Source organism: Psychrobacillus mangrovi, assembly GCF_037104765.1.
In the GTDB taxonomy this organism is placed as follows: Bacteria; Bacillota; Bacilli; order Bacillales_A; family Planococcaceae; genus Psychrobacillus; species Psychrobacillus mangrovi.
Window position 1 is genome coordinate 94,248 of the sequence record NZ_JBAWSY010000007.1, and the last position, 15,279, is coordinate 109,526.

General features: G+C 37.1%; 12 protein-coding genes. 1 reads left to right on the forward strand and 11 read right to left on the reverse strand.

All coding sequences use genetic code 11. The annotated features are described in order from the left end of the window. Positions 1-67 precede the first annotated feature (67 nt). The 9 genes from WAX74_RS11490 to WAX74_RS11530 form a co-directional block, all read right to left on the reverse strand. Positions 68-961 (reverse strand): glycine betaine ABC transporter substrate-binding protein, encoded by an 894-nt coding sequence (locus WAX74_RS11490; protein ID WP_336497799.1) that lies wholly within the window; start codon positions 959-961, stop codon positions 68-70. A gap of 6 nt (positions 962-967) precedes the next feature. Next, complete coding sequence (locus tag WAX74_RS11495) at positions 968-1,612, reverse strand: ABC transporter permease (protein ID WP_336497800.1); 645 nt, start codon at positions 1,610-1,612, stop codon at positions 968-970. Beyond that, the gene (locus WAX74_RS11500; protein WP_336497801.1) at positions 1,613-2,575 is read right to left on the reverse strand and encodes an ABC transporter ATP-binding protein; all 963 of its coding nucleotides are present in this window, start codon (positions 2,573-2,575) and stop codon (positions 1,613-1,615) included. Positions 2,576-2,698: 123 nt separating this feature from the next. Next, a complete protein-coding gene (locus WAX74_RS11505; protein WP_336497802.1) occupies positions 2,699-3,715 on the reverse strand; it encodes an LLM class flavin-dependent oxidoreductase in 1,017 nt (338 codons plus the stop codon). A 753-nt stretch (positions 3,716-4,468) separates the two neighbouring features. Then, entirely contained in the window at positions 4,469-6,202 is a 1,734-nt protein-coding gene (locus WAX74_RS11510; protein WP_336497803.1) for a methyl-accepting chemotaxis protein, read from the reverse strand. Positions 6,203-6,783: 581 nt separating this feature from the next. Continuing rightward, a complete protein-coding gene (locus tag WAX74_RS11515; RefSeq protein ID WP_336497804.1) occupies positions 6,784-7,764 on the reverse strand; it encodes a ring-cleaving dioxygenase in 981 nt (326 codons plus the stop codon). A 673-nt stretch (positions 7,765-8,437) separates the two neighbouring features. Beyond that, positions 8,438-9,247, reverse strand: coding sequence for an alpha/beta hydrolase family protein (locus tag WAX74_RS11520; RefSeq protein WP_336497805.1), 810 nt, complete (start codon positions 9,245-9,247; stop codon positions 8,438-8,440). 167 nt (positions 9,248-9,414) lie between these two features. Continuing rightward, a complete protein-coding gene (locus tag WAX74_RS11525; RefSeq protein ID WP_336497806.1) occupies positions 9,415-10,398 on the reverse strand; it encodes an ornithine cyclodeaminase family protein in 984 nt (327 codons plus the stop codon). A 71-nt stretch (positions 10,399-10,469) separates the two neighbouring features. Continuing rightward, positions 10,470-11,816 carry an MFS transporter gene (locus WAX74_RS11530; protein ID WP_336497807.1) on the reverse strand — a complete coding sequence of 449 codons (1,347 nt, stop codon included), beginning with the start codon at positions 11,814-11,816 and terminating at the stop codon, positions 10,470-10,472. A 166-nt stretch (positions 11,817-11,982) separates the two neighbouring features. Between WAX74_RS11530 and WAX74_RS11535 the strand changes: the two genes are divergently transcribed. After that, entirely contained in the window at positions 11,983-12,492 is a 510-nt protein-coding gene (locus tag WAX74_RS11535) for a helix-turn-helix domain-containing protein (RefSeq protein ID WP_336497809.1), read from the forward strand. 398 nt (positions 12,493-12,890) lie between these two features. On the opposite strand, the gene WAX74_RS11540 is transcribed toward WAX74_RS11535, so the two are convergent. Both WAX74_RS11540 and WAX74_RS11545 read right to left on the reverse strand, forming a co-directional pair. Beyond that, positions 12,891-13,340: a GNAT family N-acetyltransferase gene (locus tag WAX74_RS11540; RefSeq protein ID WP_336497810.1), complete on the reverse strand. Its 450-nt coding sequence runs from the start codon at positions 13,338-13,340 to the stop codon at positions 12,891-12,893. Positions 13,341-13,658: 318 nt separating this feature from the next. Continuing rightward, on the reverse strand, positions 13,659-15,248 hold the full coding sequence (locus WAX74_RS11545) for a long-chain-fatty-acid--CoA ligase (RefSeq protein ID WP_336497811.1): 1,590 nt from the start codon (positions 15,246-15,248) through the stop codon (positions 13,659-13,661). Positions 15,249-15,279: the final 31 nt, after the last annotated feature.

Sequence of the window (15,279 nt, forward strand, 5' to 3'; positions counted from 1 at the left end):
TTCCTTTTTTGGGGTTTGTTCACTGATATGATTTGGATTAAATAACTACCTACTAAAAAGATAATTACTACTTATCGATTAACCCTTTTTCCACCAAGAAATCGCTTGCTACATCTTCCGCTTTATCTCCATCGATATCCACACGTGCATTCATTTTCAGCATATCTTCTACAGATATTTTTCCTGCTAATTCATTCAGCACTTTTTCAAGTTCTGGAAATTTCTCTAAAGCTTCTAAACGAACGACTGGAGCAGCATCGTATTTAGGGAAAAACCCTAGATCATCTTCTGTTGTTTGTAAATCAAAACGTTCGATTCGGCCATCTGTTGTAAATGCAGGAATAATATCCACATCTCCATTTTTCACTGCTTCATACATGAGGTTGGGGTCTAAACTTTCTGTTCTTGTGAATGTAAATGGGTACGAATTAATAAAGTCATCATACCCGTCTCCCTCACGTTCATAAAATGCATGAGGTGCTCCAAATACCATATTTCCAGTTCTCGAAACTTCCACAAGATCCGAATACGTTTTTGCATCATAATCTTTATCCTTGGCATAAGCGAGTGTGTAAGTATTCTCAAATCCAAGTGGGCTTAACCAAGTCGCTTGAAACTTTTCTTCATATCCTTTTTTAACTCTCTCTAAAACACTTTCCGAGCTTTCACCGACTTCTGACTCTTCTTTCAGTACGTCCTTCAATCCTGTACCTGTATACTCCACGTACAAATCAATATCGCCTTTTTCTAAGGCGGGCGTCATAATCGCTACTTCCCCTAGCCCTTCTTTATACTCCACCTTATAGTCAGTCTTTTCCTCAATATACTGTCCTAATATTTGAGGTAGAATAAACTGTTCCGTCCAAGGCTTACCACTTATCACGATTGCTTCCTCTGAGTCAGAACATGCCCCTAATAATAAGGAGGCTGCCATTCCAATGGTTAATAGTGTTTTTTTCATTCCCGTTCATCCCCCTGTTTTCATTCCTTTTGGTGTAGCTTTTTTCTCAATCCATTTCAATGCAAAATCAAACAAAATAGCTAATAAAGCAACTGGTAAAGCACCAGCTAGCACAAGAGAATTATTATATGACTGTAGCCCTCGATATATGACATCACCTAAGCCACCTGCTCCTACAAATGTTGCTAAAGTTGCTATTCCAACAGTTAACACAGTTGCCGTTCGAATACCCGCCATTATAAAAGGCAATGCCAAAGGGAATTCAATTTGCCACAAGAGCTGATTTTTAGTCATCCCCATCCCTCTACCGGCTTCAATTATCGATCTATCAATACTAGTAACACCTGTATATGTATTACGTAAAATCGGTAAAAGTGCGTAGATTATCAAAGCAATTAATGCGGTTTTAGCACCAATCCCGATAAGCGGAACTAAAAAACCAAACAAGGCTAAACTAGGAATCGTTTGAAACACAGCAGTAATTCCGATTATCGGTTCCGCAAACTTACGATACCTTGCAACGAAAATACCTAGTGGCAGTGCGATTGCAATGCCAATAGCAAGTGCAATAAAAGATAAATAGATATGTTGAATAAAAGCCTCTTGTATTAAGTCAGATCTACTTTGAATGGTTTCTAAAAAGCTTTGCATCTATACAACCCCTTCCTTTGTAAGGATTGCACGAAGAAGGACGGATTGATTTACATATCCCAGCGGTTCACTTCCCCTTTTAACTAGCAAGCTTTTCACAGCATCATTTTCTAGTAATGCAATTGCCTCCTCTAACAATAAGGTGGCATCTACCTCTATATATGGAGTTTCCTGATCTAATTCAAAATACGTTGTAAACTCTTGTATTTCACGTAAGGACAGTGATTTTCTTCTATTAATTCGCTCAATTCCGATGAAATCTTTTACAAAATTATTAATAGGTTTTTCTATTAATTCAGTGGGAGAGGCTATTTGCTCTATTTGTCCTTTCCTCATTACAATAATAGTATCTGCAATCTTTAAAGCTTCATCCATATCATGTGTGACAAATACAATCGTCTTTTTAATCTTCTCTTGTAGATTCTTTGTTTCTATTTGCAATTGCTCTCGACTAATCGGGTCTAGGGCACTAAAGGGTTCATCCATTAAAACAATATCAGGGTCTCCAGCTAAAGCCCTTACTACTCCAATACGTTGCTGTTGTCCTCCACTAAGCTCTAAAGGATACTTACTTAAAAACTGTTCCGGATCAAGGCCCACCATTTCCATTAACACTCGAATCCGTTTGGCAGTTTCCTCTTTTGTCCATCCTATTAAATTTGGAACAAGTGATGCATTTTTTTCAATCGTCATATGTGGAAACAAACCAATCCGTTGAATTACATAACCAATAGTTCTTCTAAGCTTTACCTCATCTAACGTAGACACTGCTTTTCCATCTACAAATATTTCTCCAGAAGTCGGCACTACTAAACGATTAATCATTTTCATTAAGGTTGTTTTTCCACAGCCACTCGGTCCTATAATTGCCGTTAAGTGACCCTTTTCTATCGTTAAGGAGACATTATGTAATGCTTCAGTACCATCTTCGAATACTTTGGAAACCCTCTCAAATCGAATCAAACATCTTTCCTCCTTTATACACTATATTTAACTGTTATTATATATACCCTAAAAAGTTAGATTAAAGCCTCCTAAAAAAGAAAAAACCAGATCCTAAACTAACATAGAATCTGGTTTATAATATTAAGCTTTCATCCCAGTTACCTCGGCAACTATTTCATACGAACGTAAGCGGGCTTTTGGGTCATATATGGTTGTATTGATAATTATTTCGTCAGCATCCGTTTCGTCTAGAAATGCTTGAAGTTTTTCTTTAACTTCATCTGGATTTCCGATAATCGTTGATTTCAACTGACTCAAAATACTTTCTTTTTCAAAAGGTGTCCAAATACCTTCCATCGTTTCCACAGGAGGCTGTAATTGACTTGGCGTATTTCGTATAAGACTTAAAAACTGTAATTGATGCGATGTAGAAAGCATTTCAGCCTCTTCCGTTGTGTCCGCTGCGATGATATTTAGCCCCACCATTGCATATGGCTTCTCCAATACGGAGGATGGCTCGAAATATTCACGATATCTTTCTAAAGCAGGCAGCGTGTTTTGTGGCGAGAAATGACTTGCAAATGAAAAAGGTAAACCTAATTGAGCTGCCAAAGTAGCACTAAAGCCACTCGACCCTAGTAACCAAATAGGAATGTCTTGCCCCTCCCCTGGTATCGCTCTTACTTTATTGAATCTAGAATTAGCATCTAAATAACCTTGCAGCTCCACTAATTGTTGAGGAAAATCTTGCCCATTATTTCGGGGATCTCTACGTAACGCTGCCATTGTTACTTGATCCGTGCCGGGAGCTCGACCTAATCCCAGATCGATTCTTCCAGGATACATTGCTTCAAGCGTACCAAACTGCTCTGCAATTACGAGTGGTGCATGATTGGGTAACATAATTCCACCAGAACCTACACGTATTCTCTCAGTTGCACCTGCTACATACCCAATGACAACCGAAGTTGCTGAACTTGCGATACCTGGCATGCTATGATGCTCCGCAAGCCAAAAGCGGTTATATCCCCACTTTTCTGCGTGTTGTGCTAAGTTTTTTGTATGTTGAAACGCTTCACTTGGAGTACCACCTTGTGTAATTGGAGCTAAATCCAATACAGAATATTTAATTTGGTTTAATGATTTTTTTGCGTTCAATTAGCTCACTTCTTTCTTACTTTAATGAATGCAATTATAACGATAGCGTACATTTTCAAAAATACAAAGCAATTGAACTGAAAAAGGTAGCAGCTCGAGAGCTACTACCTTTAAACTGTAGGCAAACTCAATTATAGGTGCATAGTGTTGTGTATTAAATTCGGCAAGGCCCACCACTTCGCTTTCCGTGGGCTTGGCTTCAGCCTCCTAGGCCAACAGGATGTTGGTCATGCAATCGTTGCCGCAGGATGCGGCGAACTTAGATTGCCTTCCCCTCAACTGCGGGGTCTTCTGCTCAAGCTGTTCCCACAGGAGTCTCGTGGTGATCCTTATAAACAATCCTTATAGATATCTACTTTCCTTACTATTAAATTAATAAAGCAACCACTTTAGGATACTTATTATACACAACCGTTTATAAAAATACTTTTGTCGTCAAGCTGAAAGGGGCTGTCCAATAAGTCCCTAAAATAAAGCAGATAGAGAAAAAACTACTCATTTTTCTCCATCTGCTTTTGTGTTTCCATCTAATAATGTTGATTGAGTAAGTAAATTGATTGGAGTGTAAGGCGGCGACTCCTGCGGGAAAGCGAGACAGTCAGAGACCCCGCACGTAAGGAGGAGGCTCGGCGCTCGCCCGCGGAAAGCGTCCGCCTGGAACGGAAATCTATCACACTTTTTAATAGAAGATACGAAGAAAGAGGCTGCCCTTAAAAGTCATTTTTTTGACTTTCAGGACAGCCCCTTTATTTCCTATCTCAACTTAAAATCTGAAACTATATCTTGAAGTTTCTCTGACATTTCTGCCAACGACCTTGAAGCCGCTGTTATTTCAACCATCGAAGCATATTGTTCCTCTGCGGCTGCTAAGACATTTTGTGTATAACTAGTAGATTGTTCTGTTACATCTTTCGTTTTATTAACTTCGTTTACAAGAACTTCCGTATTACTATTGATTTCTTGTATTTCCTCGGAAATAAAAGAAAGTTTGTTATTAATTAGATTTACATCCTCTGCTATTTTTTCAAACGTTTTACCAGCATTCGAAACATAGCTCATTCCACTTTCTATCACTACTTTCCCTTCGTTAGCAGTTTGAACAGTATGTTTAGTATTTAACTGAATTTCACCAATTAAAGAAGAAATATTTTTTGCAGCGTTCCCGGATTCCTCTGCTAGTTTTCTCACTTCATCAGCTACTACCGCAAACCCTTTACCATGTTCCCCTGCTCTTGCTGCTTCTATAGCCGCATTTAAAGCTAGTAAATTGGTTTGCTCAGCTATACCTGTTATTACATTAATAATTTCGCCGATTTCTTGTGATTTATTTTCTAAAAGCACCATAGATTCTGTCGTCACCGAACTTTGATTATTAATTTGCTTCATTTGTTCTACTGTTTGCTTGATAACTTCATTACCAGCTAAAGAATCTTTAGAGGTTGCAATCGAAAGTTCATTTAATTCTTTAATATTTTTCGTTATTTCTGTCATACTAGAGGAAATATACGAAACAGAATTTTTCGCTTCCTCAATTCCCAACATTTGGCTTTCCTGCCCAGCAGAAATTTGTTGAATGGATCCCGTTATTTCCTCCGAAGCCCTACTAGTCTGTTCACTACTAGCTGTAAGTTGTTCGGATGTTGCAGCTACCTGCTGTGCTGAATCGGAAACAGAAGCAATTACTTCTTTTAGATTATTAGCCATTGTATTTATTCCTGTAGCTAAATGGCCAAGCTCATCTTTATTTTTTATGTTTATACTTTCAGTAGATAAGTCTTGTTTGGCAATTTGTGTGACACTTTGAGCAATATGTTGTATTGGTATTCCAAGATGTCTTGAGAAAAGATAAATAACAACAATACCTATCAATGCACTTATTCCTAGAGTAATTAGAATAGTCATAAGAATATCATTCGTACCTTCGTTAAACGCTTTCATATAAGTCCCTGCACTGATTACCCATCCCCAATTAGGTTCCACAGCATTATAGGTGATTTTAGGGGCTATCGTTTCTGGTTGATTTGGTAAATTCCATTTATACTGCGTGAAACCTCCGCCAGATTGTGCAACTTCAATCATTTTCTGAACAAAATAATTTCCATCCACATCCTGCTTGTCCCAAACATTTTCACCTTCTAATGATGGATGAGCTATTTCTAATCCATCTGTTCCATAAACTACAAAATAACCGTTCATACCTAAATCCACTTTAGACGTTATTGTTCGGGTGCCATCACTTTGCAAATCTCCAAGTAAATATTGTTTTGCTTGTTCTTGCGCATCCTCCAACGTCATATCTCCATTTTCCACCGAAGTATTCAATGAATCGATAACTAAAAGTGCCATTTCCACGCTATTTTTAAGCGTTTTTTCTCCAAGATTATCTAAATTGTTTTTCGCTGAATAGTAACTACTTACACCAATTATTAAACTAGGAATAAGTAATAAACTAATAGCAATAATAAAAAGTTTTGAACGGATCCTCATTCTTTCTCCCCCTTAGCCATAGAAAGCTAATGATAAATTGTAGTTACCTTATTAACCCCTCTAATTGAAAATAAGAATCTCTCTATGAGTTTTTAACTACTTATTTATTATATCGTCCGTTTTTCTAAATCTTTAGCATTTATGTATTTTAGGTAAAATTACTTATTAATAAGAAGAATTTGTTAACCCTCCTTGTTGTTTTTCTAAGAAAAAATCTGTTCTTCTATTGTAATGCTAACCACATGGAAGTGCGCTTGCCGCACGCTACACATGAGCCACCGTTAGGATGAGTCGATCGTTCCACTCACTCCCACAAAGCGGCGTTTCATTTTTCGCGCTCATGTGGTGTGTAAGGTGCACATCCTGATGACACCTATTGTTATAGTTCGTATTCATTTCATGACAGCATGGAGTATAGAATCACGTTTTTGAAATTTCGTACTTTTTACTAGTTGATACATGCGGTCAGCACAAATACATATAGGTATGGCATGAACTGTGCTTAGAGATAACAACAGTATCATTTAACAAAGCAAAAAATAAAAAAACCTACTTCTGAAAGCAGAAGTAGGTTAATAATATTAATACTCTTTTTCAAATTCTTTTGTGCTTCTTACTGTGTCAAAATGACGTACCATACTTTCAATCTCTTCCCGTTTAGGTTCTAAGAATGGAGGCAATGATAATTTTTCTCCAAGTGTTTCGTAAGGCTCGTCTCCCATGAATCCTGGACCATCTGTAGCGAACTCGAACAATAAACCTGGCGCAACTCTAGCGTATAAGGATTGGAAGAAAAAGCGGTCTACAAAACCAGACGTTTGAAAACCAAAGCTTGCCATACGCTGAATCCATTCTTCTAATACTGCACGATCTTCTACACGGAATGCTGCATGGTGAACTGTTCCGAATCCTTGACGACCTGGAGGAAGAATAATGTTTTTCTCTACGACTACTTGAGCACCATTACCACCTTCTCCAACCTCGAATAAGTGGAAGGATCCCTCTGTTGCGATTTCTTTAAATAATAAAACCTTTTCCATCACTTCTTTTAAATAATCAAATTCAGCAATTCTTATATGAATTGGCCCTAAACCAGTAATGGCATACTCTAAAGGAATCGGTCCTTTTTGCCATGGAGTACCGGATGGAAGTCCTTCATTATTTTCATCAGAAATTAATTGATATTGCTGATCATCAAAATCAACGAAAGAAAGTACTTTTGTTCCAAATTGCTCTTCAATTCCAGTATGCTTAACGTCCAGACGATCAAAACGCTTAACCCAATAATCTAATGCAGCATCACTTGGCACCCGGAAAGCTGTTCTAAAAATCTCGTTTGTTCCATGAGTTCCTTTTGGAATATTAGGGAAGTCAAAGAACGTCATATCTGTTCCTGCTCCTCCAACATCATCTGCAAAAAATAAATGATATGTTTGGATATCATCTTGGTTTACCGTTTTCTTTACTAAACGCATACCTAATACGTACGTGAAAAACTCATAGTTTTTTTCTGCACTACTTGTAATTGCTGTTACGTGATGCATGCCTTTTAAATGGTTCATATATTTCCCCTCCAAATTTATCTTTAATTAAAACATCTTTAATTCGAAGTAATCTTATCACGAAATAAATACCTTGTCAATTAAACAAGAACTCTCTTCTTTAGTATCGCCTTTACAACTTCAATCTTACTAATAACCTTTATTAAGCAAAATAAAACACACTTAGATAATAAGTGTGTTCAAAGTAGTAGATTAACAAGAATTTATAGATTAGGTTTTCCGAAGTTTACCGCGGGCGAGCCCTGAGCCGCTTGGGCCAACTGATTTCCGTTCCAGGCGGACGCTTTCCGCCGGCATGGCTTCAGCCGCTTCCCTCGCTTCGCTCAGTCCAGGGTCTTCAGCTCATGCTATTCCGGCTGGAGTCGCCGCCTTCCACTACAATCAACTATTGTATTCTATCTAAAAAACATCGTTAACTAAATTAAAGGAAATGGAAGTAGGTATTCCCCATGTTTTCAACCCTAGAAATCAATTTAATTACATATATGACGATTTACAATATCGTTGTGCCTAGAGATAATATGCTTCGTATAATGAAGCAACAAAAAGAAAAAAGTAAGAAATAGACAAAGAATAATGTAATAGAAAAAAATGACTAAAAAATCAACGAGACCATTTTTTTAACTGTCTTTTTTTCTTCAATCTCAACACATATAGAAAATAAGTCTGCTTCTCATAAGGCTATTTTCTCTCTAGTACCCGAAAATTTTTCAAGCCACTCAAAGGATTTATTAAATAACTCTTCTTCAAATGCATAACTGGAAAAGGTATGATCTGCTTGCTCCACAAAATGCTTCTCAACTTCTTTGTTACATCCTCTTTCTCGCAACGCTTTAAAATAGCTATATGTATGTTCTCTTGGAACGTCTTCATCCTCTTTTGCATGAATGATGAAAGCCTCCTCTTTATATGAACAAATAGCTTCTAAGGGATGATGATTTTTTAAGTCCTCTAAAAATGCATGACTTATATAAAATCCGTTATAATCCACTCTTCCATTTAGTTTCGCAGTTTCTACTGCCTCATTTCCCATAATGTTTGTAATATCTTCGTATGGTTTACCTACTGGTGACCATAAAATAAGTTTACGAATCCGTCTGTCTCGAGCCGCCGTTATTGAAGCTACAGCCCCACCTAGACTATGCCCAATCAGTATGATATTCTCGGCATCTACTTCTTTAATCGAAGATAAATAATTTAATACAATCTGTACTTCGTTTAATTGCTTCGTAACCATTACATTTGCATAATCACCGTCACTCTCACCACACCCACTGAAATCAAAACGGAATACACCAAGACCTTTTTCAGTAAAATAACGAGCAGCCTTTACAAACATTCGATGCTCACCTACTTTACTACCTAAAAAACCATGTAGTAAAACAATAAGAGGAATTTTCTGTCCATCTGAATTTGCAGGAAGATGGAGTGCTCCTGAGAGACATATATTATTCGAAAGGATCGAGACTGTTTGTTGTTTCATATTTAGCTTCCTTTCATAAGGTAATTTTTTTCTTTTTCTTCACTATTAGTTATATATAATAATAAAATTCACTAATTTAGTCAATTAAATATAGTGGTTTAGTCGGATTTAAAATAAAATACATTTAAAAAGAGGTCTCCATTACTGGATGACCTCTTTGAACATTATTACACTTCTATTTCCGTTCCTATTTGTTGTTCTTTTGCTTTAATATATACACCTTTTGCTACTGCTAAATCGAAGTAAGCTGCACCCACTGATTTAAAAAATGTAATTTCTTCCTCATTTTCACGAGCCTTAATTTCTCCTATTACAAGTTTGCCTATCTCACCATGAACATCTTCGAACGACCATTTTCCAATTTTCTCTGCATGCATTAATTCCCCTGCTTCTTCTTTTACCCCAGCAAGGTCATCTACCACAATTTTTGAAGCTCGAGTAATCGTCGTCACATCTACTTCCGACATATGAGGCAAATAAGAACCAACTCCATTTATATGTGTTCCAGGTTTTAAATCATCTCCATTAAATACAGGTTCATTGGAACGAGTAGCACAGCATATAATATCTGCTTGTCGAACGGCTGCTGATACGTCCTCTAAAACCTCATAAGGAACTTCCACGCCAAATGTCTTTAATTTTTCCCCAAACATTTCAGCCTTAAAAGCAGTACGATTCACTAATAAAATACGTTCAATTTTACGAACAGCAAGAACAGCTAATACTTGTTCGAATGCCATTGCACCTGTTCCAATAACCGTAACCACTTTCGCATCCTTTCTTGCTAAAAAATCTGTTGCTATTCCGCTTAAAGCACCAGTCCGAAGTCGTGTTAAGTAAGAGGCGTTTAGCATAGCAATATGTTCTCCATTTTGTGCATCTGATAGTAAAACCACTCCTTGGGTAGTCGGTTTACCCTTTTGCGGATTGTTCGGAAAAATTGTCACGACTTTAACTGCTGTCACTTCACCTACTAAGTCAGCACTTGGCATATATAATACAGAAGCTTCATGTTGCGGAAATTCTATCACTGTTCGGTGTGGGTTTGCAATTTTTTCTGTCTCTTTCGCTTTTAATACATCTTCCACATCTTTTATTGCCTCTGTCATTCCATATGTACGTATGATCTGTTTTTCATTTACTACTAACATTTATGTACCTCCATTTAAATAAAAAACTCGCCTTTCCTAATGATGGCAAAGACGAGTTATTCTTATAACTTTTATACTTGACTCAATCCTTTTGCATTGCTATTATTTGGAGTTGTTTTTTCAGAAACCGTAGCTTTATTTACATCATCTAAATGTTGTTGACTACGATCTTTTACAGCCCAAATCGCTACCAATGATACAAGCGCTGTAAAGATTATATAACAGGCTACCGGAATATAAGAGTTGTTAAATTCAAGCATTAAACTCGTTGCAACTAGCGGAGCAGTACCGCCGGCTAATGCAGCACCGATTTGGTAACCAAGAGTAATTCCTGTATAGCGTACCTTCGCGTCAAAGATTTCAGAGAACATAGTCCCAAGAACTGCAGTTATTGGTGCCCAAATAATTCCTAATGCTATCACTGTTGCAATTACTAATAACGCTACCGATTGTTGCTGTAACATCCAAAAGTAAGGGAAAGCAAATAACACCATACCAAGTGCTCCAGCGATATACACTTTCTTACGTCCAATCTTATCAGATAGGCTACCCATAATAGGAATAAGGATAGTTGTAACGATTGTACCAATCATCACAGCATTCAGGGTAGTAGTACGTGAGAAACCTAAATTTGTTGTTGCGTATGAAACAACAAATGTACCAAAAATATAGAACGGAGCTGTTTCCACAACTTTCGCTCCAATAGCAATTAATACTTCACGCCAATGATACTTAAATGTATCTACGATTGGAAGTTTAGGAATATCTCCTGATTCCTGTACCTTTTTAAAAGATGGAGTTTCCTCAATACCTTTACGAATCCATAAACCGAAAATAACTAATAGTGCACTGAATATAAATGGAATACGCCAACCCCAAGTCATAAATGATCCTTCAGGTAATAAAGTCATAAGAGATAATGCGATTGTTCCTAGAACCATCCCGATCGTCACACCCATTTGAGGGATAGCGCCATATAATCCGCGTTTTTCTTTAGGGGCATACTCGACTGCTAGTAGAAGAGCTCCACCCCATTCTCCCCCAATACCTAAACCTTGAACTAAGCGAAGCGTAATTAATAGTATCGGAGCCCATACTCCAATTGCTTGATAAGTTGGTAGTAATCCCATTCCAAAGGTTGCTACCCCCATTAAACTTAACGTGATAACTAATGTCTTTTTACGCCCTATTCTATCACCAATATGCGCAAAGATTACCCCGCCAAATGGTCGGATAAAAAAGGCCAAAGCAAAAGATGCATATGCTAGTAATAAACCAATTGTAGGGTCTTCTGTAACAAAAAATAATTGATTGAATACAAGAGCTGCTACTGTTCCATATAAAAAATAATCAAACCATTCAATTGAACTACCTACTAAACTTGCAATCCATACCTTCCGCATTTGTTTTGAATCCATATTACGTCCCCCTTTATAAAATTGAAGTGTCACTTTAATTCTCCCGTTTTTATTGTAGAGTCTTTAAAATTTTCTGTCAATATCTTTTAATCTATTAACATTGAGTGTACTTTCATAAGTAATGTATGATAATAGTAAGAACGCGATAATTAAAAGGAGAATATGCATGTCTTCTAATATAGGGACGATTTTAAAAACGATTAGAAAAGAACGTAAACTGACTTTAAAAGTGTTAGCCCGACAAACAGGTGTATCCATTAGTTTTCTCTCACAAGTAGAACGAGGGAGATCTAGTGTCACTTTAGAATCTTTAAAAAAAATTGCAGATGCATTAAAAGTCAATCCAACTGTATTTTTTCCTGAGAATGAAAAAGAAAAGGAGTTAGAGGAAATTAGACAACAATTTTACTACAAGGATTTATCATGTGGTATTCGTGAAGCTACCTACTCCCCCATTTTAGTTACACTGCAGCCAGGGCAAAATGAAGGAAATGCTTTCTCTCATGGTGGTCATGAGTTTATTTTTGTTATAGAAGGAACGTTAACTGTAGTAGTTGATGACCAAAAAGAGGAGTTAAAAGAGCATCAGTCAATTATGTTTGATGCAAATAGAACGCATTATTGGTATAACCTAACAGATCAACCAATAAAATTTTTAGTTGTCTCCTCGAAATGAATAAAATAAACGCTTGGAACAAATCCAAGCGTTCAGCTTAACGTCAAAAGTATTCTTATAAACGGTTAGGAATAATGATAAACCTCACTAAAGAGATTTATTTATTCAATTAAATGTAAAGACAGTATAAGGAATCGTTTATAAGGCAAGGACCGCCACGAAGACTCCTGTGGGAACAGCTTGAGCAGAAGACCCACAGTTGAGAGGTAAGCAATCTAAGTTCGCCGCATCCTGCGGCAACGATTGCATGACCAACATCGTGTTGGCCTAGGAGGCTGAAGCCAAGTCCACGGAAAGCGAAGTGGTGGTCCTTGCCGAATTTAATATACAACTCTGTGCACCAAAATTGAATTTGTCTACAGTCTGAACGCTTGGAACAAATCCAAGCGTTTTATATACTAAACTAATTTCAAACAGTATTCTACTTCACCTTCAATTATTTCGCCCGTTTCCTTAAATCCAAAAGATTCGTATAGCTTTCTTGCAATTCCATTTTCAGGCTCAGTCGATAAATAAATTGCATCACAGTCTTCTATCTTTTTCATTTCTTCTAGAATCATACCAATAGCTTTCTTTCCATAGCCCTTTTCTTGATATTTTCTATCAATCATTAATCGGCATATTTCATATTTTGAATAATCTTCTGAAAAACCATACATTGTAAATCCTATTAACTTCTCATCCACTTGAATTCCTTTAATAATCCATCCTGACTCAAACATCGACTGAACGATTGAAAGAGCATTCGAAGCAACAAACTTTTCTGTGATTGTTGCATGACCATTTTCATTTGTAGTTAAAAAAACTATTTTGAGCCAATTTTCCTTCGTAATATCTACTAAATTCATAATAAAAATTATCTCCTATAAATCTTATCTTTGCCTATTTTACTTGACTCAATTTCATAATAGAGGAATAAATATCAAAATTCGGACAAGGTTGATTTACGCTACAGGCGGACGCTTTCCGCGGGCTTGGCTGCAGCCGCTTCCCTCCCTTCGCTCAGTCCAGGGTCTTCAGCTCAAGCTATTCCCGCTGGAGTCGCCGCCTTCCGCTTCAATCAACGAAAAAAAAAATTTTATATTTACGAACAATCAATATATTTTTAGTATAAATTTTCCCTTTATAAATTAGAAAAAGTAATTATGAAATCGACCCAACTTATTTTAATTTACTTTTTTCGGTCCATTCCAATACATTTCTCTTAAACGGAATTTTTGAAGTTTACCTGTAGCGGTTTTTGGTAATGCCTCTACAAAGTCTACTGCTTTAGGAGCTTTAAAATGTGCCATATTGGAGCGACAATAGTCAATAATCTCCTGTTCTGTCACATGACGATCAGGATGTAAAACAATAATTGCCTTTGGTACTTCACCCCATTTTTCATCAGGTACAGCAATCACAGCTACTTCTAAAATATCTGGATGTTTATAAAGAACACCTTCAATTTCTGTTGAAGAAATATTTTCCCCTCCTGAAATAATCATATCTTTGATACGGTCCTGAATCTCGATATATCCATCAGGATAGGTTACTGCCAAATCACCTGTATAGAACCAGCCGTCTTTGATTGCTTCGGCAGTTTTTTCATGGTCTTTATAATATCCTTCCATCACAACATTACCCCTTGTGATGATTTCCCCTAATTCCTTTCCATCCCAGGCCACTTCTTTTCCGTCTTCTTGGCTCACTACTTTTGTTTCACCATTAAATGCAAGTTCAATACCTTGTCTTGCTTTAATCGTAGATTGTTCTTCCGAAGATTTGTCATCGAATTCTTTTTTCCACTCACAGTATAAAATAAACGGAGAGGTCTCTGTTAATCCGTATACATGCATCATGTTCAATCCAAGTATAGATTGTGCTTTTGCAATAAGAGCCGCTGCTGGAGGAGCACCAGCCGTAGCCATACGGGGGTTAGTTGTAATCTTGACTTCTTTTGCATTTGGTTCGTTAACCAGCATATTCACTACAGTAGGCGCCCCACATAATAAAGAGATTTTATGCTCTTCAAATAAATCTAATATTAGAGGAGGATCGACTTTTCTTAAGCATACATGAGTAGCTCCTGCTGCGGTTATTGCCCAAACCCCTCCCCATCCATTCGCATGGAACATTGGCAATGTGTGCAAGTAAACATCATCATGTTTCACGCTTAAGTGGAACATAAAATTAGCAGCGTTCAAGTAATTACCTCGATGTGTTAACATGACACCTTTTGGTTTAGAGGTTGTACCACTTGTATAATTCACTGTCAGCAACTGATTTTCATCAATTGGTGGTAAGGAAATTTCTTCTAGACTATGTTGAATAAAGTACTCATAATCAGTTCCATTTAATGAATGAGATTGTCCTTCTACAGACACAACGACAATTTTTTCTAGAGATAAATTATTTTGAATTTTCTCGATTGGTGCAGTGAACTCTTCATCGACGATGAGCATCTTAGAATCACTGTGTCGAATTATATATTCCAAATCCTCTGCATTCAAACGGTAATTCAGAGGTACCATTACTGCTCCAAGCTGACATATACCGTAAAAACATTCCAACATGTAATGAGTATTGGGAAGCATAACAGCTACATGGTCTCCTTCAGTGATACCTGCTTGTCGTAAAGCGTTGGAAAGCTTGTCTACACGATGCCCAAAGTCTTTATATGTAAACTTTTTCTCCCCATCTATAATTGCTATCTTTTCCGGATAGTATTTTACCGCTCTACGCTTCCAGTCTAGTGGTGTTAATGGTGAAAACATTATGACCAACTCCTTTTCTATTTATCTATAA

Excerpts from the sequence above, each read along its gene's own strand:
- WAX74_RS11490 (WP_336497799.1), bottom strand. The coding sequence starts at position 961 with ATGAAAAAAACACTATTAACCATTGGAATGGCAGCCTCCTTATTATTA.
- WAX74_RS11495 (WP_336497800.1), bottom strand. The coding sequence starts at position 1,612 with ATGCAAAGCTTTTTAGAAACCATTCAAAGTAGATCTGACTTAATACAA.
- WAX74_RS11510 (WP_336497803.1), bottom strand. The coding sequence starts at position 6,202 with ATGAGGATCCGTTCAAAACTTTTTATTATTGCTATTAGTTTATTACTT.
- WAX74_RS11515 (WP_336497804.1), bottom strand. The coding sequence starts at position 7,764 with ATGAACCATTTAAAAGGCATGCATCACGTAACAGCAATTACAAGTAGT.
- WAX74_RS11520 (WP_336497805.1), bottom strand. The coding sequence starts at position 9,247 with ATGAAACAACAAACAGTCTCGATCCTTTCGAATAATATATGTCTCTCA.
- WAX74_RS11525 (WP_336497806.1), bottom strand. The coding sequence starts at position 10,398 with ATGTTAGTAGTAAATGAAAAACAGATCATACGTACATATGGAATGACA.
- WAX74_RS11530 (WP_336497807.1), bottom strand. The coding sequence starts at position 11,816 with ATGGATTCAAAACAAATGCGGAAGGTATGGATTGCAAGTTTAGTAGGT.
- WAX74_RS11535 (WP_336497809.1), top strand. The coding sequence starts at position 11,983 with ATGTCTTCTAATATAGGGACGATTTTAAAAACGATTAGAAAAGAACGT.
- WAX74_RS11540 (WP_336497810.1), bottom strand. The coding sequence starts at position 13,340 with ATGAATTTAGTAGATATTACGAAGGAAAATTGGCTCAAAATAGTTTTT.
- WAX74_RS11545 (WP_336497811.1), bottom strand. The coding sequence starts at position 15,248 with ATGTTTTCACCATTAACACCACTAGACTGGAAGCGTAGAGCGGTAAAA.